Here is a 20,525-nt window from a genome sequence, read left to right as displayed (position 1 = left end):
TTCACTTTGCCTTAACTACAGGCAGCATGCCTTGTGGCCGCCACATCAGGATTGCAGTCATCAGCGCGATGTTGGACACAAGCGCCAGTTTCGGTTCAAGGAACGCGACGTAGTTCTGCAAAAGCCCAACGAGCAGCGCGCCGATAAAAGCTCCTTCGACCGAGCCAAGGCCACCGATAATTGCCACGATGAAAACAAGAACCATCATGCGTTCGCCCATGCCCGCAGTGATAACCTCCTGATAAAGGCCCCACATCACACCGCCCAAGCCAGCAAGTGCTGATCCGGCGATGAAAACGCCGACGAAAACCACGCGCAGGCGATACCCCAGCGCTTCGACCATCGGACCGTTTTCGACGCCTGCCCGCACGATCAGACCGATCTTGGTGCGGCGCAGGATCATGCGCATGGCGATGAACAAAACAGCGCCGATCCCCACGGCGAGAAGGCGGTACTTTTCCATCGCAGCGCCCGCAAAGGTGATCGCGCCTTTCAGCATTTCGGGGCGATTGATAAAGATCTCATCCGGGCCCCAGATCACATGGATCAGCTGTTCGATCACGATCAGGCCGCCGACAGTGACAAGGATTTGCTTTAGGTGCGCGCCGTAAACGGGTTTGACGATCACTCTCTCGAATACCCAGCCCAACGCGCCAGTCACAGTCATCGCCGACACAACCGCAAGAAAAACCGCCGACATGTTGAGCAACAGCGAGGTCGCTCCGGTCCAGTCGCTAAGCGCAATCAGGACCGAGACCCCGACGAATGCCCCGACCGAAACGAATGCGCCGTGGCCAAAGTTGATGACATCCATCAGCCCAAACACCAGCGTCAGCCCGGATGCCATGATAAAGATCATCATCCCCATGGCGAGGCCCGACACCGTCAAAGTCAGCCAAGACGATGGCGCGCCGATCGCGAAGAACCCAAGCACCACCAGGATCGGGATCAAGACAAACGGCATCGCCTTGTCCAGACGCTCGCCCAGCGATACGTCTGCGAAGGTTGGTCTATGATCAGGAGCGGCGGTCATTCAGTGCGCCTCCATGCTCAAACCCATCAGGCTTTCCTGAAGGTCTTTGTTGCTTGCAAGTTCCGCCATGGCCCCGGTCCAGATTACCCGCCCGTCATCCATGACAACGGCGCTGTCCCCAAGGGCTTTGGCGACTGAAAAATTCTGTTCTACCAGAAGGATCGAACGCCCCTGTGCCTTTAGGTCGCGCAGAGCATTCGCCATGGTCGCAATGATGGCGGGTGCCAGCCCTTTGGTAGGCTCGTCGATCAGATACAGTTCGCGATCTTCGGCCATGGCGCGGGCGATAGAGAGCATCTGCTTTTGCCCCCCCGACAGGTTTCCGGCTTCGCTGTTCCAGAAGGTGCCCAGTGCTGGAAACGCACCGAGCAGCCACTCTTTCCGTTTTGGGTCAAGCGGACCAGAGCTGGCACCCAGCACCATGTTTTCTTCGACCGTCAAATCGCTGAAGATGCCCATGTCCTCGGGCACAAAGCCAATGCCGGCTCGGGCGCGGACAGAGACCGGCAGGCGTTTCAGGTCCTGCCCGTTATAGAGTATTTCGCCCGACTTTGCGGTCCATTGCCCCATGATCGTCTTGAGCGTCGTGGTTTTGCCCACGCCATTGCGGCCAAGCAGCATGGTCACCTCGCCTCGTGGCACCTCAAAGTCGACACCTTGCAGAATGTGGTATTGCGCGATGTCGGTATAGACATCTTTCAGTGTCAGGATTGGGTCAGACATGATCCAGCTCCTTGCCCATATAGGCTTCTTGCACCACGGCCGAGGCCATAACCTCGGCGGGCGGACCGTCAGCGGCCAAGGCGCCATTGTGCAAAACGATAATGCGGTCCGCCAGGGTGCGGATTACGTCGAGCTTGTGTTCGACAAGCAGCACCGTTTTGCTGGTATCGGCCTTGATCTCGGCAATCAGGTCCAGGATCACCGGGGCCTCATCCACACTCATGCCTGCGGTCGGTTCGTCGAACATGTAAACCAGCGGGTCGAGGCCAATAAGCATGGCCACCTCCAGCTTTCTCTGATCACCATGCGAAAGTTCGGTCACCAGTTGATCTTTCTGAGTATCAAGGCGAACCCGTTCCAGAATACCGCTGGCTTCCGCTGTCAATTTTGTGTGGCTGTCAGCCATCGAAAACAGCCCAAAACCCTCGTGTTTGCGCGACTGGATCACCAACCGAAGGTTTTCAAGAACCGAGAGGTCGGGAAACAAGTTGGTCAATTGAAAGGCGCGCCCCAGACCACGTCGGCAGCGTTCGGCGACGCCCAGGCGGGTGATGTCCTGACCTTTCAGCGTCACAGTTCCAGCGGTCGCCGCGATCTGACCTGAGATCAAGTTAAAGTACGTTGTCTTGCCTGCGCCGTTGGGTCCGACAATCGCCGTCAGCTCTCCGGCGGGAAATTTGCAGGTCACCGCATCCACGGCCACATGCCCACCAAAGCGCACAGTAAGTGCGTCAGTTTCCAAAAGTATCTGGGTCATTGGATGAAGTCCTAAGGTCCCGGGGCGGGAAGAACAAACCGCCCCGGTTTCATGCGACAGGCTGAGGTCGCGGATTACTGATTGCGAACCGGGATTTCCATCTCGTCCATGCCGATCTCACGAACCAGAACCGGCACGCCATAGTCCTTGCCGTCCTGAATTTCGGTGCGGAAATGGTACATGGTCTGCATTGCCTGGTGGTCTTCCGGACGGAACATCATGGTGCCCTTGGGCGTTTCCCAAGTGAGCCCTTTCATCGCCGCAACCAACGCTTCGGTATCTTCGGCACCACCGGCCTTTTTGATCGCTTCAACAATGGCGATGCCTGAAGCCATGCCGCCGGCGGTAAAGAAATCCGGTGGGCTGTCGAAACGCTCAAAATGCGTTTTGACAAGCCAGTCATTTACCGGGTTCTGCGGGATCTCATAGTAGTAATATGTGGCCCCTTCCATGCCAGGCAGTTCTTTGTAGGCTTTCAAAGCTGCAAGGATGTTCCCGCCAGTGGCGATCTCAACTCCGAAACGGCTGGGCTCCATCGCGTTGATCTTGCTCATGGGGTTGCCGCCACCGGCCCAGATGATGAACAGCTTCTTTTCGCCCTCGACTTCACTCATCGCATTGAAGATGCGCTCTGCGGCCGCGGTGAAATCCGTCGTGTCGGTCGGCACATATTCTTCATGTGCCAGTGTCGCACCGGTGCCTTCCAAAGCTTCCTTAAACGCGGCCACACCATCACGACCAAAAGCATAGTCCTGCGCCAGGGTTGCAACGGTAACGTTCTCACCGCCCAAGGCTACTGCGTTCGCGATTGCATCCTGAGATGAGTTGCGACCGGTGCGGAAGATATATGGGTTCCAGTTCGCGCCGGTGATCGAGTCTGCAACAGCAGGCTCTACGATCAACACACGCTCATATTCCTCAGCAACGGGTAACATCGCCAAGGCGACACCAGAACTGACCGGGCCAACGGCGATATGGGCATCATCATCGCCGTAAGCTTCCTCCAGTTGTGCCCGACCGATGTCCGGTTTCAATTGCGTGTCTTTTTCGATAATGACAATCTTCTCGCCATTGATCTCCATTGTGCCATCGGTGGCGTATTCCAACCCTAGCTTCAGACCATTGTGGGATTGGGCTGCATAAGCCTCAAAAGGTCCAGTTTTGCCGTAGACATGGGCAATTCTAATTTCCGCGCTCGCCGTCGACGATATCAACGCGCCGACAGCGGTTAGTGCAAGCATTCGCAACATAACGACTCCTCCCGTTTTCCTCCTTGAGATATGAAACATGAATCATAATTCATGTCAAAGGTGTTTGTCCTTAGAATAGGCAAATAAGTCTGTCGCATTCCTATAGGTCCGCTTCGACGCGGTGATTCAAACCAAGTCGTATCTGTTGCTTTGGGTTCAGACGAGCCGTTCGGTATGTTCCGTCTGAATGACCGCTCTGCGGACTTTGCTGTCGATCGTTGAATCGACATCGAGGTCTGGTTTGCGCGGGTTCGCGACTGCAGCGAAAAGCACAAATGATAGAGTGCAGGTCAGCGCAAAGAACGTCGCCTATCGCGAACAAAGCGTTAAAACTAACCCGGTCACCAGCTGAGGACAAAAACTGCGGTTGGAGCCGGCCAATCGGCTCATGTGATGGAATTTCGGAATTCACGCGAAGGCAGTATACTTGACTTCGTACCCGCCGTAGTCCCTCGTTGAGCGGCGCTCAAACGCAGCTACAATTTGAAACACAGAGTGAGTTGGAAATTCAGATACGACACATTGACCATGAAGTCGCTTTGAACACTTGCGCGGCCAAGGGGATTGGCCTGCTAGCTACGAACGCATGTTACTGTCAGGGCACTTTGGTGGCCGCCATAGGTATCGAAACTGTGAGGTTGGAAACTTCCGTTGGCTGATCCTATCCAGCGCACCATTGATCTTATGCTTTGGACCCCTCCCGGGCTCGAAGGAAAAGACGCGCGATACTACATGTTCCATCGCCTCGGGCCGTGGGTTGCATGCTTTTCCCATGGTTTGTGGGCAATGACTTTTGCGCTCAACGGCGTGATTGTAATGGCGTACTATAACATAGCTGTGACGCTCTTGTTTTCCGTGTACGGATATCTCTGGCCGCGCCGCCAAGGGCCCATGTGGTATATCCACCTGCTCTATTTCGGAGAAATACCTTTGCACGCTCTGCTTGGCACGCTTTATGCAGGCGGCGGAGCGATGTTTTGGCTCTTCCCGCTTGTGCCTGCCATTGTATGTCTGGTTACGCCGCAGTTTTCTTGGGCGCTCAAAACCTTGATCTGCACGGCTCTCGTTGCTTGTGCAGTCTTTGTTGGTGTGCTGGCAATCACATCGCAGCCGTGGGTAACAATGCCCGAACTGTCCATAGTCTTCCTCTTTGTCGTTAACACAATTAGCGTTAGTTCGGCGTTTGTCTTCTATCTGGGGATTAACCAGCATCTGGTTGAAACCGCAGAACAAGGTATGAAACGTGAATATGAACGCGCCGAGCGTCTGCTGCACAATATATTGCCCGCCCCAATCGCTTTGCGTCTGAAGAACGGCGATCGCGTCATTGCCAATGAGCATCGCGAAGTATCCGTCATTTTCGCAGACATTGCGAACTTTACGGCTGCAAGCTCTCAACTCTCAGCCAGCGAGCTTGTTGAATCCCTGAACCTGATCTTCACTGAATTTGATGACTTGGCCGACAAGTACGGGGCGGAAAAAATTAAGACGATTGGGGACGCCTACATGGTTGTTGTCGGGGTGCCAAAAGACAGGCGCAACCATGCTGAAATCGCAATTGAACTTGCGATGGAGATGCACAAGGCCGCAATCGCCATAAGCGCGCGCACCCATTTTGATGTCAATTTGAGAGTCGGGATCAACTCGGGTCCGGTCGTCGCCGGGGTCATCGGAAAGCGTAAATTCGCATACGACCTTTGGGGAGATGCAGTAAATTTGGCGTCACGGATGGAAAGCCAAGGTGCACCTGGACAGATCATCGTAACAGAGAATACCGCCAAGCTTCTGGCCGGTCGTTTCACAGTGACCTCTGAAGGAATACGCGACATCAAGGGTAAAGGTGAGATCCCAATATTTAGCGTGCAAACGAACGTCTGAGCGGGCAACGAGTTCTGAATTGCTGCCTGAGCTGCTGATCGCCGAAGTTACGCCGATTCCTTGAATTCCCAACGTCCGATGCTTACCCCATCTCCATCATCCGCGCAGCATGCAGCATTTTTGTGGTTTGGGCTCGGTGCAGACGTTCACAGAATTTTCACTAATGACCCCTCTGCGGACAAAGCAGTCGTAGGCCATGTCGCTATAATTGGCAGGCAAAGTACGACAAGATACTGCGTTGCATCGGCCAAAGGGCGTGGTGTCAGTGAACCCTCAAAAACCAATCATTCGAAAAAGTTCGGATGAGTCTCATGAATAAACTCAATCGTTTCATCTAGTCGCGACAGATGCGCCCGGATCGCGGCCTGCGCTGCGTCAAGATCTCTCGATGCTAAGCTCTCAGCGATCGCGCGATGGTCTGCCAAAATCGACGTGGCTTCGCTGGATTTTTCGAGGCTCAAGAGGCAGAGTCGATCCACCTTTTGTTTGCATTCAAGCATGACTTCGAAGGCCGTAGGATTACCGCTGAGAACGTAAATCAACTTGTGAAAATCATAGTCCAGCGCGTGGAATGTCGTCAGATCACCACTCTCGATAGCCTGTTCCTGCAAGCGTATGTTGTCGGCCAATTGAGCTTGGCATGATGCATCCCAAACGCCGACCGCGCGGTAAACGATCTCCAATTCAACGGCCAGGCGCACCAATCTGGCGAGTTCCACCCTCTCCATCGAAAATCCGCGGACTTCGGTTGCTTTTTGCGGCCTGATCAACAACAGATCGTCATTGCCAAGTCGTGTGAACGCATTCCTGACGGGTTGACGCGAGACGCCAAATCGGCGCGCGACTTCGGACTCCGACAGCTTTGTACCGGGAAGAATTTCAAGCGAGATTATTTCGTCATGCAGTTTTTCATAAACCGCATCAGTTGTGGTTCGTCTGACTATATCTTCCACGAATTCTATCTCGCTTCCCAATGGCATCGGCAAGTTGAGGCCCGCCATAACACCCCTAAACACTTGAAACTGTTCCAATATAGACCTTCTTTCAAAGAGCCCAAATCGGAACTGATCTTTACCCCTATGAAAAGTCTTGAGAGGCGCTGTGTCAAGCTATCTGGGATACTAGGTGACAAGTATTGACAAAACTTGGATACTAGTACTCGATATAGGGACAGTGATTCCGGCTCTGGGAGGAAGCAGGAGGCCATGCTTCTACCGACCTCCCTAACTTTGAAAAGCCAGGTCCTGTCCAAAATTCAACGGGGAGGAGAACCCATGACTTTTACGAAATCGCTATTTGCAGCTGCCAGCGCGGTTGCTCTCATCGCAACTTCTGCGTCCGCCGAGAGCTGGCGTGCCTGGAACATTCACAACGACGGCCACCCGAACACCGCGGCCATGGATAAATTCGCTGAGCTGGTCGATACGGCCACGGATGGCGAGATCACTATTGACGTCTTCCATGGCGGTGTTCTGGGGTCGCAACCCGATGCGTTGGAGCAAGTGCGCATCGGTGCCATCGAGGTAGGTAACTTTAACCTTGGGCCCATTGGACCCATGGTTAAAGAGGCGAACCTGGTGTCCTTGCCGTTTATCTTCAAGAGCGTGCCGCACATGTTCCGTGTCATGGAAGGTGAAGCGGGTCAAACCGTTGCAGCCGCGATGGGCGAAGCGGGCGTGCTACCTCTTGCCTGGTTTGATGCGGGCGCGCGTTCGTTCTACAGCCAGAAGCCGATCAACACACCGACAGATGTTGAAGGCTTGAAGATCCGTGTGATGAACAATGATCTTTATACATCGATGATTTCGGCCATGGGCGGCAACCCGTCACCAATGGCATTTGCCGAAGTTCAGCAAGCGTTGAAGACCGGTGTTGTGGACGGTGCTGAAAACAACTTCCCCTCGTTCAAGAACGTTGGCCACTACGAAGTGACCACTCACTATTCGCTGTCCGAGCACCTTATCATTCCCGAGTGCATTTGCGTGAACACCTCTAAGTTTAACGCTTTGAGCCCTGAAATGCAGTCGGCCGTCCGCAGTGCTGCGCAAGAAGCAGCACTTGTTCAGCGCGAACTCTGGGCTATCGGCTCCGAGCAGGCGCGCAAGGACGTGGAAGCCGCCGGGATCGCCGTAAACGAAATCGCTGACAAAGCGCCGTTCCAAGCGGCAATGGATACGGTCTATGCCGATTACCTGGCGGCAAACCCCGACATGCAGGCCTTGGTCGATATGGCGAAAGCCACCGAATAAGCTCGTCTGATCAGACAAAAACGAGCGTCCGGCTCCCAGAATGGTAGCCGGGCGTTTTATCCAAAAAGGGGGGCACATGAACGAGTACAAAAAAGCACCGGCGTTTTTGCGACCAATGGACAGAGCCTTCGATTTTCTTTCGCGAGCTTGTGTTTTAATCGCGGGGATCGCTCTTGTTTGCATGACCGCGATATTCGCATGGCTGGTCTTTGGACGTTATGTGCTGAACAACACGCCCACGTGGGTCGAGCAAGTCTCGCTACTTCTGGTCATGGTTATTGCGTTTTTGGGTGCAGCCGCCGGGGTGCATAATCACACGCACCTTTCTGTGGTGATTTTTCGCAACATCGTCCCGACGCCGGTGCGCATGCTCTTTGTCATAGTATCGGACGTTCTGATGGCCGGGTTTGGTGCAATGATGTTCTGGTACGGGATCGAGTTGACCAAGTTCAAATGGAACACACTCATACCCTTGATCCAGTGGTCGGAAGGTCTGCGCTCACTGCCGTTAACGATTTGCGGCGCACTTTTGTTTCTCTTTTCCGTTGGTCACCTCATCCGCCTAGTTCTCGGCAGGGATGAGCGCCAAGACAACATAGATCAGAGCTAATCATGGGACTGATGCTTCTTCTTGGGGTCTTTGCCCTTTGCGTCATAATCGGTACACCGGTAGCCTTTGCCCTGGGCATCTCGGCTTTGGCGGCGTTCTGGTACGAAGGCCTGCCGCTTTTTGTCGGGTTTCAAAGGATCGTTTCGGGGGTCAACGTCTTTTCGCTGATGGCGATCCCGTTTTTCATCTTCGCGGGCGAGCTTATGTTTCATGGCGGGATCGCCATGCGATTGGTCAAATTCGCGCAGGCAGCGGTTGGAGCTGTGCGTGGAGGTCTGGGGATCGTCAATGTGTTCTCGTCCATGCTGTTTGGTGGGATCTCTGGATCGGCCATCGCGGACATCTCGGCACTTGGATCAATCCTTGTCCCGGTAATGAAAGACAAAGGGTATGATGCTGACTACGCGGTCAACGTCACGGTGACCTCCTCCATCGCCGGGATCATCATTCCACCCAGCCACAACATGATTATCTTTGCACTGGCTACTGGTGGCGCGGTGTCGATCTCTAAGCTTTTTCTGGCGGGTGTGGTGCCAGGCGTGCTGATGTGCTGCTGCCTTGCGATTGCAGCCTATGTTGTGGCGGTTAAACGCGGCTATCAGGCCGAGCAATTTCCCGGCTGGACAGCACTGGCCATTGCCTTTGTTGGTTCGATCCCCGGATTGCTGACGGCGGTGATCATCGTTGGCGGGGTTTTGTCTGGAGTTTTTACCGTGACCGAGTCCGGTGCCTTTGGGGCAATGTATGCCTTCATCGTGACACTTATCGTCTATCACAGTCTTAGCTGGGAGGGGTTCAAGGAGGCTGTGATATCTTCAGTGCGCACAACTTCGATGGTCATGATCCTGATCGCTTGTGCGGGTGCATTCGCCTACATGCTGACCTACAACCGCGTGCCCACCAAGACGGTCGAATTCCTGCTGGGTATAACCGAAAATCCGATCCTCATCCTGCTCATGATCAATGCAGTTTTGCTGCTTCTTGGAATGATCATGGATATGGCAGCGCTGATCCTGATCTGCACACCGATCTTTCTGCCGGTTATGAACATGCTGGGGATCGATCCGGTGCAATTTGGCATGATCCTGTTGGTCAACCTCGGCCTGGGCCTGTGCACGCCGCCTGTGGGCACCTGCCTTTTTGTAGGTTGCGCTGTTGGTAAGCTACCAATGGAGAAAGCCGTAAGAACGATATGGCCGTTTTACCTCGCAATCTTTGCAGCGCTCATGCTGATCACCTTCATACCGGCGATTTCCCTGACGTTGCCAAACCTAATAATCTCCCAATGATCAGCGGAACGTGCAGCACATGTTGACGATTAAGAGACTGGATATCACCGATGCTGAGAGGCTGATCGCAGGCGCACGCGCCAAAGCACGTCAGATCGGTGTGCCGATGTGCATCGCGGTGACCGATGAAAGCGGCAATCTAATCGCTTTTGAGCGTATGGACGGTGGCAAGATTACCAGCATTCAACTGGCCATCGACAAAAGTTTTACCGCGACTGGGATCCGGAAAGGCACAGATGCCTTGGGTGAGGTGAACCAGCCGGGCATGCCTGCGCACGGAATCTCCTCCGCTCTGGGCGGGCGCATGGTTGCTGTTGCGGGCGGCTTGCCGGTCATGTCAGGCGGCGTTGTCGTTGGCGGCATCGGCGTAAGTTCCGGATCGCCCACACAGGATCTTGAGGTGGCGCAAGCGGGCGCTGATGCATTCGATAACGTGCCCACATGAAAGTATGGAGGAACGACATATGACAGCCCCAAAAATTGGTTTTATTGGCCTTGGCCTGATGGGTGGCAACATGGCCGAATGCTTGCAAAATAACGGGTATGAGCTGGTGGTGATGGGGCGGACGAGGAGCACCCTAGAGCCCGCGCTTGCGCGGGGCGCGGCGGAAGCCAGCACCCCGAAAGAACTCGCTCTAGCCAGCGATATCGTCATGCTTTGCGTGACGACATCGGAAGTCGTCGAAAGCTTGATTTACGGCGACGAAGGGATACTCGCTGGTATCAAGCCGGGGACAACCATCATTGATTTTGGCACGTCCATTCCGGCATCCACCCAAAAGATCGGTGCGGATCTAGCTGCAAAAGGGGCGGGAATGATTGATGCGCCTTTAGGGCGCACGCCAGCACACGCCAAGGACGGGTTGCTTAATATCATGGCCGCAGGTGACATGGACACCTATGTCAAGGTGAAGCCCGTGCTCGACGTGCTTGGCGAAAACGTCTTTTACCTTGGTGCGCTTGGGTCAGGCCACGTGACGAAGCTGATCAATAACTTCATGGGCATGACTACCGTTTGCGCGATGAGCCAGGCTTTCGCTGTTGCCAAACGCACCGGAATTGACGTGCAGCAGCTGTTCGACATCATGTCGGCGGGCCCGTCCAATTCGCCCTTCATGCAGTTTTGCAAGAACTATGCTGTCGATGGGGTCAGTGATCTTGGCTTTTCGATTGCGAATGCTGCCAAGGACATCGGATATTTTGTACAGATGACACAAGACATGAATACCCGGGTCGAGATCGCAGAAGGTACTGCCGCCAACCTCGCTGCGGCTTTAGAGGCAGGCATGGGTCATGGCAATGTTCCTGAAATCTATGATCTTTTTGTGCAGCAGGGCGGATAAGCGTTCAACGACTACTGTCCACTCTGTTTCGCGCCGATTTCAGCTTTGAAGGATTTTCAATGAAACTCGAAGGAAAAACCGCAATCGTCACAGGAGGGGGCCGCGACATCGGCAGAGCCGTCGCCGAGAAATTAGCCTCAGAAGGCGCAAGTATCGCTATCAACTACTTCTCAAGCTCCAAAGGAGCGGATGAGACCGTCGAGGCTATCAAGACGCGAGGTGGCCGTGCAATCGCAGTTCAGGGGGATTTGAACAACAAGGTAGATGCGGATGCGCTGGTTCAGGCGGCAGTGGAAGCCTTTGGCGGCGTCGATATCCTCGTTAACAATGCGGGCGGGCTCATTGCCCGCAAGACCATCGCGGAGATGTCTTTGGAGCATTGGGAGGCCGTGATGCGCCTTAATGTCACCAGTACGTTTCTTATGACTCAGGCATGCCTGGCGCACATGAAAAGCGGGACAATCGTGAACCTGGCAAGTCAAGCCGGTCGCGACGGAGGCGGTCCGGGAGCCGTCGCCTACGCCGCCTCGAAGGGTGCGGTGATGACCATGACCCGAGGGCTGGCCAAGGAAGTTGGTCCAGAAATCCGCGTTAACGCGCTTTGCCCCGGCATGATCGACACGGATTTCCACAATATTCACACACCGGACGCCGGGAGACGCGGCTTCGAGGCAAACGCCCCACTCAAGCGTCAAGGTCATGTTCAAGATACGGCAAATCTTGTCCTGTTTCTTGCCTGCGACGACAGCGCTTTCATCACCGGTGCGAATATCGACATCAACGGCGGCATGCTTTTCTCGTAACACACAAGGATCACATAATGTCTGAGTATCCCATTGTCTCAACAGGGCCCGATGTGACCCGGCAAGTCTTGTCGGATCATGATCAGTTGATGGTTGTAGCCTTCAGATTTGCGGCGTCGGGAGCTATTGGAGCCCTTCATAGCCATCCCCATGTACAATCGACTTACGTCGAAAGCGGTCGATTTCGGTTTACGCTTGGCCAGGAAGAGCGCGAGGTTGGTCCAGGTGACAGTTTCGTGATCCCTTCCGACCAGACCCACGGCTGTGTCTGTCTTGTGCCGGGCGTTCTAATTGACACTTTCACCCCGCGCCGTGACGATTTTCTCTGACCGTTCTGGTCCGAAACGCGCTTTGTCGATTGGTGAGTGCATGGCCGAATTCGCTCCGACAGGTGACGCAAGGACGTTTCGCTTGGTCTTTGCCGGAGATATCTTCAACACCGCTTGGTATCTCGCTCAGATTCGCGGCACCTTCGGGAACTAGAGAAAAATGGTTTGATTTCATGTCGTTACGGAAAAATCAAAGTGCTGCAGCCTAAGTCTATGCGTCAGAAACTCCTGAAGAATGCCGATTTCTTAGATTGAATGGCGGCTATCCTGGTCATCTGGCTCGACAGATAGCGAAACCGAAAGTGCTTTTCGATTATCAGCATCGCGACCAACTTCAAGAATTCGAAGTGTGCTATCGAAAAGGGCAGTCGGCCATCTCATCAGATGGTGCTTGACTGCCATACCTGCGGTTCTGATCACCCAGAAATTCCATCATTGGAACTATGCGCCCCAGCTGATCATGGCCCTTTCAGGCGGGGCCAGCGGTTGGGCCGTCAGGATCTATCTATTCGAGGACGCAAGGTCTCTACCCGGCTGGGTATCTACTTGCTGAAGGGGGTGCCCCATCGGCACGCCAGACGCTTCCAGCTTCGGTCACTTTAAGCGGGACAGTGGTTTAGTTGATTGCGCTGCTGGCCATGCCCGCTGCGGGAAATGGCCTATCAGTCCCAGGCGTCTCGGCTTTCGAAATCGCCTTGAGATGATACATGGCAAAGCTAAGTATCTACAGGATCGTTGGGGGGGGAATTTTTTCTCAGGGTCTTCGTTTGGAGTTGCCTTAGGTTCATCCAGCTGCGTTGAGGGGGCAGGGTTTCCAAGTCGCTCGATTATTTCATGGATTTTGTGATCCTCGTCTCCCCACTTTTCAACTAAATCAAGTGCGTCATTGGCAGTAGAGAGGGCTCCCGCGACTATTAAAGGGATGATTTCCGGGCGTTGTCTGAGGAGCTTAAGGACTTTTGCGATCCAGCTGACCGCTTGGTTCGGATCAGAACTCTCTAACCCTTCCTGAACAATTGCTTCAAGTTTGTGGTCGATTTCTGATGCGGCGCGAAGGACTTCGTCTATGTCCTTCTTCAAAGCCGCTCGTTCGAACCGTCGCAATTGTGGGCGCGAAACTTGAACGTCCACGAGCTGTTGCAGTGCTTTCCGTTGAAACTCGACAAACGCGCGAGAAGCCGCGGGGCTGTTGCCGGGCTCGGGAATTACCTTGTTACCTTTGAGAGCAAAATTTTGTGCTTCGGCAACTCCCCCACATTTCGGGCACCGTTCGGCGTTTCCTTTGAAAACCACGTTCGCCTCGTCTTCGACCGAATAAGGCATGGCGATCACTGAAAAAAATGTGTGACCACAGTTCTGGCAATGAGCTAAGGGCATACGAATCTGTACCTTCAAAAAATTGCATCCGAGATTTATGCAAAAAAGAAGTAAAGTCCACCGTTTGGAGATTTTGACCTGACCAGTCTCATCAACGCCATGCGCAACCAAATCACCACCCGCTTTGCCGCCTATAGATCTTTTTGATGCTGACCGGCTGCCTGCCGCATTTGGTACACCGGGCTTTACCCAAAACGCTGCGCAGTGTGACATCACCGCTCAGCCGGTTGGGCGCGCTCGAAAAACAACAGACAGGATGGTGGCTCAACAACTGCGTTGAGAACCCACACCTCCCGTTTCGACGACGCGAACGCGCGATGCAGCGTTTCAGGCGCATGCGAAGTCTACAGAAATTCGCCACCGTCCATTCCTCCGTCTACAACCAGTTCGACCGGGAAAGATCACTAACCGAGACGCCTTCAAGCAGACACGCACCGCCGCCTTCGCCGAGTGGCGTCAGCTTTGGTCCGGATAGGTTCGCGGTTTCTACGGCACACTGAGACTGGTTCGAATTCGTCTGAAAGCGCTGATCGCTGCTACCGGCGGAACCGATACAAAGACAATCCAGCGACAACCCCGTCCAGGCCCGCGGATTGCGCATAGTGGTAAAGATCACTGGTATTGTTGATAAACCCGGCACCCTGGAAGTTCAAAGATGTGTTGCACAGAACTCCGACGCCGGATTGCGCTTTGAATTCTGTCAGTAGGTTGTAAAGCATCGCGTTCTGATCTTGTCGAACAGTCTGCAAGCGCGCGGATCCGTCCAAATGGGCCACCGCCTTCAGGCGCGGGTCTTTAACCTTGGCGAAATGCAACATGTAGGGCGACGACCCTGACCAGTCGAAATGCTCCGAGACATCTTCCTCAAGGCAAACCGGGGCGATCGGTGCATCGGGCGCCCGGCCTTTCAGAATATTCAGCCGGTCGCGTGTATCAGTGCTGAAAGGCGCGGCAAGGATCGAACGATTGCCCAGCGCGCGTGGTCCGATCTCGCAATTCCCAAGAGCCCAACCAATGATCATGCCGTCATTCAAGGCGGTGGCGACTTCTTTCAGGTTCAGCTCGCTGACCGAGACCTCATCCATGTCGATCTGGTCGTCACAGAATGGCGGTCCGGAATACACGCGCCAGTCGAGCTTGGCCTGACCTGTGAAATGGCGCATTGCGTCGACAGCTGTGCCGATAGCGCTGCCTGAATCATTGGTGCAAGGCGGCACAAAGACATCCCGGAACAACCCACAGTCACGCCATCGCGTGTTCCAGTCACAATTCAGACCGCACCCGCCGGCAATCAGCAACGGAAACCCTTTGGTCAGATGTGTCTTGGCGAAATCGTGGAAGATCGAGAAAATCCTGTCTGAGTATTTCGCTGCAAGGTTCCTGAACCTTTGTGTTCCGACGCCGATGTTGTGAAAGCTCGACGATTTGAAATCGTCCTTGAGTAGCGGAGTATTGGCAATCTTCCCGTTCAGCAATGCCTCGACAAGGTCATCTGCTTCCTGGTCCGCTTTCGCGGCATCCCCCAGCGCGCTCACTGCCATCAATTTGCCTGCGTCGCTTTTTCGACCCGCCCCGTCTGCCCGTAATGCATCGGGGTCTGCCAGAGTGTGTAGAAATGAAAACATCTTGCCTGGATTGGCCATCACCTGACCCAGATGGTGAATATTCAGACCAGTGTCGATTTCGTAGAAATCCCCCAACACACCTTCCCATACAAGCACGTAGCAGGGCTCCCCTTGCTGGAACGGAGACATCGCGTAGGTAGACCAGATATGCGAGCGTTCGTGCGTCGATGAATAGAAGTCCAGAGATTTCCCAAAAAACCGCTTTTTGCCGATAATTTCTGAACCATCCCCGACACCAAAATACCCCGCACCCGAGCGCGGAGCATGTCCGACTTCAATTGCAGACCAACCGCTTAGCGCCAACACATCCGGCAATTGGTCAAACCAAAGAGCTGCGTTGATAAGCGTATCCGCATTGACAGGCGCATTGCGGGGGAAGCTGTCTTTCTCAGCCTCATAGGAAAACAGAAGGCGTTGGCCGTTTGCGTCCACGCCTGCGATCGAACCGTCATGGCCGGGGTTGATGGAGAAAATCTTCATAGTTTCAATACGGGTCAGGGTTCCTTGAGATAAGACAATTATCAAGCAGCGTTAATTCAGACCGACATAAGCTTGTCACCATTGGCATCAAAGCTCATGGCCATCGTCATGTATTTCATGTCTCTGAGCCTAGCGGGTTTTCGGCTATCAGGCTGACAGGAATGCATCCAAAGACGAAAAAGTCATGTGATGATGTGCGCAAATGCAACCAATACGCGCGATTGCAGCATATTGTTTCTCGTGATGCTTGGGGTGTGCATCCTGTGTGTCAGAAAGCGCGACGTAGGTGGTCGTAGAACAGGCAAGCGGTTATACCAGATTTGATGCAGCACTCTCGGCCCGCGATAAAACACACCATCTTTGCTCTGGTGGTACTTGGCGTGATCTACCTTATCGCGATGTTCGGAGATTTCCTTCTGATGCGGTCGATTAAAGCGCAGGTTGAAGCCATCGGCGGCGAGGGTCGGCGCATCGTGAATGAGCGCTATCAGACACAAGATCGCGCTCTGATCGCTGAGGCCGAAGCCGAGGGGTATCACTATCGGATCCTCTTGCCACTTTTGATCGAAGAAACCGACCATCTGTCTGAACTAAGCCGGGATGTCCGCGTTGCCCCGCTTGGTCTGGAGGCGAACTCGAAACTCTTCATCTGTAACGAGGGGCACGGCCCCCTTAAAATCACAACCGATCGCTTTGGTTTTCGGAACCCTGACAGCGTGTGGGACACCCAAGACAGTGAGCTTGTCTTGGTCGGAGACTCTTTTGCATTCGGCGTGTGCCAACAGGATTCCAAGACGATCGCCGGACTGCTTGGCGGTCGCTACGACACTCGCAACCTTTCGTTCCCCGGTGCAACTGCAGTTCACTACGCGGCGATGTTGAAAACCTTTGGCCCAACGATCGATGCGGACAAGGTCGTGATGATCTTTTACGCGAACGACAATATGCCGATTGCACAGTCGCAGCTTTACCACGATCTGTTCTTTGGCGCTCAGGCAGATGCATCCGATTTCTTTGCCGACCCCGAGATGATGATGCCCAACCCGGCCTTGCAGAACATCGATGCCGCTGCGCGGTCGCAGGTTTTGGCCGGCAAGCAGGCCGATAAACCGCATCGAACGGGGTTTCTGGCCCGCAATCTACAGCGTGTTGAGAAGGTGTTGTCGCACTACAATTTTCCCGGAGTTCGGTCCGTCGTGGCCTCGGTCCGCCGCGCGCAAGTGGACGCGACTGACTCTGTAGAACTGGCGGTCCAGACGTTGAATGATCATTGCGCGGCAATGGGGTGCAGCCCATTGATCATATATATTCCCAATAGTCAGTTCTGGGACCCTGACGCAAGATCGGCGGAGTTTGCAGAGTTGGTGGCCCAGATATCAGGGGTATACGATATTCCGTTCATAGACTTCACCAATGACCTGAACGCGCTTGGCCGTGAAACAGCTTACGCGGATGCAGGAATCCACCTGTCCGAAACCGGCTACGCATTGGTCGCAGAGGCGATCAGCAATTTCTTTGAGTCAGAAAACACGAACTGAAATACCGCAATGCGCGGTCAGTCCAGTTCGTATTTTTCCTTGTAGTTCTCAGCCAAGCTGGGATCTTGATCTTCCTTGCGCAGGAAAGCGTTTCCGACGACCAGAACCTCGATTCCGGTCCCCATGAAGCAGCGGAACGCATCCTCGGGGGAACAAACGATGGGTTCACCGCGGACGTTGAACGACGTATTCACGACCACCGGACAGCCTGTCCGTTCACGGAACGCATCGATCAACGCATGGTATCTCGGGTTCGTTTCCTGATGAACAGTCTGGATACGAGCCGAGTAATCCACATGCGTGATCGCCGGGATCTCTGAACGTTTCACATTCAGTTTGTCGATGCCGAACAGGCGGCTTTCCTCGTCCGACATCTTGCGGCGAATGTTTTCATCTACATCCGCAACGATCAGCATATAAGGGCTGTCATAGTCCAGTTCGAACCATTCACTGACATGTTCCCGCAATACGGAAGGGGCAAATGGGCGAAAGCTCTCGCGGTATTTTACCTTGAGGTTCAATACTTTCTGCATGGTAGGGGACCGCGGATCGCCGAGGATTGAGCGGCCTCCTAGCGCGCGGGGACCAAACTCCATGCGGCCCTGAAACCACCCGACAGCCTTTTCCTCGGATAGAGCTTTGGTAGTCCGGGCGATGACCTCATCCTCTGGTAGTAGCTCAAACTTCGCACCGGCTTTGGTGAGTTGCGCGGCGATTTCCTCATCCTCAAAGGACGGACCCAGATAGGCACCGCGCATTGCATCGCCTGAAACGGCGCTGCGCGCGTTACCCATTTCGCTATGCCAGGCGCCAAGGGCCGCACCTAAGGCGCCGCCCGCATCGCCGGCCGCAGGTTGAATCCAGATATCCTTGAACGCGCCATCGCGCAGAATTTTGCCGTTGGCGACGCAGTTCAGCGCGACGCCACCGGCCATACACAGGTTCGGGCAGTCGTATTCCTTGGCCAGCGCACGCGTCATGCGCAGGACCACATACTCAGTTGCGGCCTGGACGGATGCTGCGATATCCATGTGAAACTGCGTCAGATCATCGGTTTCGGGCTTGCGGACAGGTTGTCCGAACAGATCAGCGAAGGCCTGATTTGTCATTGTCAGGCCGTGCGTATAGTTGAAATAAGACTGATTGAGCTTGTAAGAGCCGTCTTCTTTCACGTCGATCAGGTGATCCAGAATAAGCTTGGTGTATTTTGGATCGCCATAAGGTGCCAGACCCATCACCTTGTACTCGCCAGAGTTAACCTTGAAGCCCGTGTAATAGGTGAAAGCGGAATAGAGCAGCCCCAGAGAATGCGGGAAGTGAATTTCCTTGTCGATCCGCAGGTCTTTGCTATTCCCCATCGCGACAGTGGTCGTCGCCCATTCCCCCACACCATCTAGCGTCAACACGACGGCCTGTTCGAACGGTGATGGGTAAAAGGCGCTTGCAGCGTGACTGAAGTGATGTTCCGAGAACATCAAATGGTCGCCGCTAAATTCTTTCTCGAACTGACGAAGTTCGCGCACCAGAAGATCTTTGAGAAACAGCTTCTCTCGCAGCCAGACTGGCATAGCTTTGCGGAATGAGTTGAATCCTTTGGGCGCTGTCGCAAGATAGGTTTCAAGAAGGCGTTCGAATTTGAGAAAGGGTTTGTCGTAAAACACGACATGCGCAACATCAGCCAACGTAATGCCCGCTTCTGACAGCACATACTGTATCGCGTTTTGCGGAAATCGCGCGTCATGCTTTTTGCGACTGAACCGTTCTTCTTGCGCTGCGGCCACGATCTGACCATCGTCAAGCAGTGCCGCTGCGCTGTCGTGATACAGGGCAGAAATGCCAAGAATATAGGTCATGCGATTAGAACAGCGTGTAAATGAACGGTGCCACTGCTGAACCTTGGCTTAGGACAATCAAAGCACCAAATAACGCCAGCACAAAAATGACTGGGAAAAGCCAGAACTTCTTACGAACTCTCAAAAAAGTCCAAAGTTCGGATACAAAAGACATATTTTTCCTCCCAATTCAGAATTGGTTTTTCATGCTGTTGGGCAGATCGGTACGGTTGATCCAATAGGAGTCAGTTTCTGGATCCAGCTTCTGGCCCAGAAGGTCTTTGCCGAACAACCTCAGCAGCACTCCGATCGTTACGAACGTTGTCAAAAAAACCAGCGCCATGACGATCGGTGCTACGATTGCACCAAGCAGAAGGCCGAATTTGAACCAAAGCCAATTGGGCCATTTCAGTACCTTCGGTGCAAGGAAGGCGACGGCCAAGAATACTGCTGCGACAACAATCGCCCAAATCCGCACGCCGCCATCACCGGTCAATGGCCACAATGCGATGATCAAAAATACAACGGCGAAAACCACACCGAAATTGCGTTCGGTGCCCATTTCAACGGAAACGTTCGACGTATGATCAGACACGTGGCGACCTCATGAAATGGCTCGTTGACGAAGATGCGCGAGTTCGGACGGCATGATGGCTAAGGCAAAAGCGCCTGATGCGATCCCAGATGACAAATCATTGGACACGTCGTGAACCATCCAAATAAAATACTCGAAACCATTGAGGCACAAACTTGCCACGTTGAAAAATGTAATACGCTGATCGCGCCTATAGCCAGACTTTTCTGTGTTTGTTTACTATTTGGCTCCAATCACTGCCGCCGAATAGATTTGCTTCAAAGAAAATTCTGCGATCATCTTGATGAACCACTGTCAGATACCGCGATTAAGTCGGTCTGATTCTACTTAGTTCTTGCATCGGGTGGGCCGATATAAAGGGTGGTCTCGAGGTCCTCTGAAACTTACGTGCATCAGTCGAGCAACATGCTGGGTCTTGTTAGAAGAACTTTGTTTGAGCGGAGCAGGGCGGTTGCGTAGTTTTTGCCCATGACCAGACCTGCCTCATTCAAATACTTCAAAACCAGCCCCGAGATCATCCGCCTTGCGGTGATCTAATACATCCGTTTCCCGCTCCCGCTTTGGATGTCGAAGATCTGTCGCACGAGCTAGGCATCGACGCGAACGCGCGATGCAGCGTTTCAGGCGCATACGAAGTCTACAGAAATTCGCATCCGTTCATTCCTCGGTCTACAACCAGTTCAACCGGGAAGGATCGCTAACCGAGACGCCTTCAAGCAGACACGCACCGCTGCTCTTGCCGAGTGGCGTCAACTTTGGTCCGGATAGGTTCGCGGTTTCTACGGCACACTGAGACTGGTTCGAATTCGTCTGA

20 protein-coding genes and 1 pseudogene are annotated in these 20,525 nt (G+C 53.9%); 11 read left to right on the top strand and 10 right to left on the bottom strand.

Going from position 1 to position 20,525, the window contains the following annotated elements:
- Position 1: 1 nt before the first annotated feature.
- From GOV38_RS14020 to GOV38_RS14005, 4 genes are all read right to left on the bottom strand, one after another.
- Positions 2–1,033: a branched-chain amino acid ABC transporter permease gene (locus GOV38_RS14020; RefSeq protein ID WP_171209589.1), complete on the bottom strand. Its 1,032-nt coding sequence runs from the start codon at positions 1,031–1,033 to the stop codon at positions 2–4.
- Positions 1,034–1,756, bottom strand: coding sequence for an ABC transporter ATP-binding protein (locus tag GOV38_RS14015; RefSeq protein ID WP_171209590.1), 723 nt, complete (start codon positions 1,754–1,756; stop codon positions 1,034–1,036).
- Positions 1,749–2,513, bottom strand: coding sequence for an ABC transporter ATP-binding protein (locus GOV38_RS14010; RefSeq protein WP_171209591.1), 765 nt, complete (start codon positions 2,511–2,513; stop codon positions 1,749–1,751). The genes GOV38_RS14015 and GOV38_RS14010 overlap by 8 nt, the downstream gene beginning before the upstream one ends.
- Before the next feature lie 74 nt (positions 2,514–2,587).
- Complete coding sequence (locus GOV38_RS14005) at positions 2,588–3,763, bottom strand: substrate-binding domain-containing protein (protein ID WP_171209592.1); 1,176 nt, start codon at positions 3,761–3,763, stop codon at positions 2,588–2,590.
- Positions 3,764–4,414: 651 nt separating this feature from the next.
- Between GOV38_RS14005 and GOV38_RS14000 the strand changes: the two genes are divergently transcribed.
- On the top strand, positions 4,415–5,641 hold the full coding sequence (locus tag GOV38_RS14000) for an adenylate/guanylate cyclase domain-containing protein (RefSeq protein ID WP_171209593.1): 1,227 nt from the start codon (positions 4,415–4,417) through the stop codon (positions 5,639–5,641).
- A gap of 284 nt (positions 5,642–5,925) precedes the next feature.
- Here GOV38_RS14000 and GOV38_RS13995 read toward each other — a convergent pair whose 3' ends face one another.
- Positions 5,926–6,672, bottom strand: coding sequence for a GntR family transcriptional regulator (locus tag GOV38_RS13995; RefSeq protein WP_254430596.1), 747 nt, complete (start codon positions 6,670–6,672; stop codon positions 5,926–5,928).
- A gap of 243 nt (positions 6,673–6,915) precedes the next feature.
- Here GOV38_RS13995 and GOV38_RS13990 point away from each other — a divergent pair, with 243 nt between their 5' ends.
- The 7 genes from GOV38_RS13990 (at position 6,916) to GOV38_RS13960 (ending at position 12,264) form a co-directional block, all read left to right on the top strand.
- Positions 6,916–7,890, top strand: a complete 975-nt coding sequence (locus GOV38_RS13990) for a TRAP transporter substrate-binding protein (RefSeq protein WP_171100081.1) — start codon at positions 6,916–6,918, stop codon at positions 7,888–7,890.
- Positions 7,891–7,966: 76 nt separating this feature from the next.
- A complete protein-coding gene (locus GOV38_RS13985; RefSeq protein ID WP_171209594.1) occupies positions 7,967–8,500 on the top strand; it encodes a TRAP transporter small permease in 534 nt (177 codons plus the stop codon).
- 2 nt (positions 8,501–8,502) lie between these two features.
- Positions 8,503–9,789 (top strand): TRAP transporter large permease, encoded by a 1,287-nt coding sequence (locus GOV38_RS13980; protein WP_171209595.1) that lies wholly within the window; start codon positions 8,503–8,505, stop codon positions 9,787–9,789.
- Positions 9,790–9,808: 19 nt separating this feature from the next.
- On the top strand, positions 9,809–10,234 hold the full coding sequence (locus tag GOV38_RS13975; protein WP_171209596.1) for a heme-binding protein: 426 nt from the start codon (positions 9,809–9,811) through the stop codon (positions 10,232–10,234).
- Positions 10,235–10,253: 19 nt separating this feature from the next.
- Positions 10,254–11,132 (top strand): NAD(P)-dependent oxidoreductase, encoded by an 879-nt coding sequence (locus GOV38_RS13970; protein WP_254430608.1) that lies wholly within the window; start codon positions 10,254–10,256, stop codon positions 11,130–11,132.
- A gap of 59 nt (positions 11,133–11,191) precedes the next feature.
- Positions 11,192–11,935, top strand: a complete 744-nt coding sequence (locus GOV38_RS13965; protein ID WP_171209598.1) for an SDR family NAD(P)-dependent oxidoreductase — start codon at positions 11,192–11,194, stop codon at positions 11,933–11,935.
- Positions 11,936–11,952: 17 nt separating this feature from the next.
- Complete coding sequence (locus GOV38_RS13960; RefSeq protein ID WP_171131332.1) at positions 11,953–12,264, top strand: cupin domain-containing protein; 312 nt, start codon at positions 11,953–11,955, stop codon at positions 12,262–12,264.
- 594 nt (positions 12,265–12,858) lie between these two features.
- Here GOV38_RS13960 and GOV38_RS13955 read toward each other — a convergent pair.
- The gene (locus GOV38_RS13955) at positions 12,859–13,854 is read right to left on the bottom strand and encodes a hypothetical protein (protein WP_171209599.1); all 996 of its coding nucleotides are present in this window, start codon (positions 13,852–13,854) and stop codon (positions 12,859–12,861) included.
- Here GOV38_RS13955 and GOV38_RS22390 point away from each other — a divergent pair.
- Positions 13,788–14,141: a DDE-type integrase/transposase/recombinase gene (locus GOV38_RS22390; RefSeq protein ID WP_371808531.1), complete on the top strand. Its 354-nt coding sequence runs from the start codon at positions 13,788–13,790 to the stop codon at positions 14,139–14,141. The two genes, GOV38_RS13955 and GOV38_RS22390, sit on opposite strands and share 67 nt — an antisense overlap.
- Before the next feature lie 36 nt (positions 14,142–14,177).
- Here the strand turns inward: GOV38_RS22390 and GOV38_RS13950 are convergent, their stop codons facing one another.
- Positions 14,178–15,746, bottom strand: coding sequence for a carbamoyltransferase C-terminal domain-containing protein (locus GOV38_RS13950; protein ID WP_171209600.1), 1,569 nt, complete (start codon positions 15,744–15,746; stop codon positions 14,178–14,180).
- A gap of 380 nt (positions 15,747–16,126) precedes the next feature.
- On the opposite strand from GOV38_RS13950, the gene GOV38_RS13945 reads away from it, so the two are divergent.
- Complete coding sequence (locus GOV38_RS13945) at positions 16,127–17,284, top strand: GDSL-type esterase/lipase family protein (RefSeq protein ID WP_171209601.1); 1,158 nt, start codon at positions 16,127–16,129, stop codon at positions 17,282–17,284.
- A 17-nt stretch (positions 17,285–17,301) separates the two neighbouring features.
- On the opposite strand, the gene GOV38_RS13940 is transcribed toward GOV38_RS13945, so the two are convergent.
- The 3 genes from GOV38_RS13940 to GOV38_RS13930 are packed head-to-tail and all read right to left on the bottom strand — an operon-like array spanning position 17,302 to position 19,711.
- Positions 17,302–19,137, bottom strand: coding sequence for a carbamoyltransferase (locus tag GOV38_RS13940; protein WP_171209602.1), 1,836 nt, complete (start codon positions 19,135–19,137; stop codon positions 17,302–17,304).
- A 4-nt stretch (positions 19,138–19,141) separates the two neighbouring features.
- On the bottom strand, positions 19,142–19,291 hold the full coding sequence (locus tag GOV38_RS13935; protein ID WP_171209603.1) for a DUF5989 family protein: 150 nt from the start codon (positions 19,289–19,291) through the stop codon (positions 19,142–19,144).
- A 15-nt stretch (positions 19,292–19,306) separates the two neighbouring features.
- Positions 19,307–19,711, bottom strand: a complete 405-nt coding sequence (locus GOV38_RS13930) for an SxtJ family membrane protein (protein WP_217352094.1) — start codon at positions 19,709–19,711, stop codon at positions 19,307–19,309.
- A 468-nt stretch (positions 19,712–20,179) separates the two neighbouring features.
- Here GOV38_RS13930 and GOV38_RS22610 point away from each other — a divergent pair.
- A pseudogene (locus tag GOV38_RS22610) lies at positions 20,180–20,310 on the top strand (IS6 family transposase); the annotation flags it as partial.
- Between the last annotated feature and the right edge of the window lie 215 nt (positions 20,311–20,525).

Origin of the sequence: Ruegeria sp. HKCCA5839 (genome assembly GCF_013035585.1) — a bacterium.
Lineage (GTDB): Bacteria > Pseudomonadota > Alphaproteobacteria > Rhodobacterales > Rhodobacteraceae > Ruegeria.
Note: the sequence above shows the minus strand (reverse complement) of the source record. Positions and strands in the feature narration are given on the sequence as shown.

Excerpts from the sequence above, each read along its gene's own strand:
- GOV38_RS14020 (WP_171209589.1), bottom strand. The coding sequence starts at position 1,033 with ATGACCGCCGCTCCTGATCATAGACCAACCTTCGCAGACGTATCGCTG.
- GOV38_RS14015 (WP_171209590.1), bottom strand. The coding sequence starts at position 1,756 with ATGTCTGACCCAATCCTGACACTGAAAGATGTCTATACCGACATCGCG.
- GOV38_RS14010 (WP_171209591.1), bottom strand. The coding sequence starts at position 2,513 with ATGACCCAGATACTTTTGGAAACTGACGCACTTACTGTGCGCTTTGGT.
- GOV38_RS14005 (WP_171209592.1), bottom strand. The coding sequence starts at position 3,763 with ATGTTGCGAATGCTTGCACTAACCGCTGTCGGCGCGTTGATATCGTCG.
- GOV38_RS13990 (WP_171100081.1), top strand. The coding sequence starts at position 6,916 with ATGACTTTTACGAAATCGCTATTTGCAGCTGCCAGCGCGGTTGCTCTC.
- GOV38_RS13985 (WP_171209594.1), top strand. The coding sequence starts at position 7,967 with ATGAACGAGTACAAAAAAGCACCGGCGTTTTTGCGACCAATGGACAGA.
- GOV38_RS13980 (WP_171209595.1), top strand. The coding sequence starts at position 8,503 with ATGGGACTGATGCTTCTTCTTGGGGTCTTTGCCCTTTGCGTCATAATC.
- GOV38_RS13975 (WP_171209596.1), top strand. The coding sequence starts at position 9,809 with ATGTTGACGATTAAGAGACTGGATATCACCGATGCTGAGAGGCTGATC.
- GOV38_RS13970 (WP_254430608.1), top strand. The coding sequence starts at position 10,254 with ATGACAGCCCCAAAAATTGGTTTTATTGGCCTTGGCCTGATGGGTGGC.
- GOV38_RS13965 (WP_171209598.1), top strand. The coding sequence starts at position 11,192 with ATGAAACTCGAAGGAAAAACCGCAATCGTCACAGGAGGGGGCCGCGAC.
- GOV38_RS13960 (WP_171131332.1), top strand. The coding sequence starts at position 11,953 with ATGTCTGAGTATCCCATTGTCTCAACAGGGCCCGATGTGACCCGGCAA.
- GOV38_RS22390 (WP_371808531.1), top strand. The coding sequence starts at position 13,788 with ATGCTGACCGGCTGCCTGCCGCATTTGGTACACCGGGCTTTACCCAAA.
- GOV38_RS13955 (WP_171209599.1), bottom strand. The coding sequence starts at position 13,854 with ATGTCACACTGCGCAGCGTTTTGGGTAAAGCCCGGTGTACCAAATGCG.
- GOV38_RS13950 (WP_171209600.1), bottom strand. The coding sequence starts at position 15,746 with ATGAAGATTTTCTCCATCAACCCCGGCCATGACGGTTCGATCGCAGGC.
- GOV38_RS13940 (WP_171209602.1), bottom strand. The coding sequence starts at position 19,137 with ATGACCTATATTCTTGGCATTTCTGCCCTGTATCACGACAGCGCAGCG.
- GOV38_RS13935 (WP_171209603.1), bottom strand. The coding sequence starts at position 19,291 with ATGTCTTTTGTATCCGAACTTTGGACTTTTTTGAGAGTTCGTAAGAAG.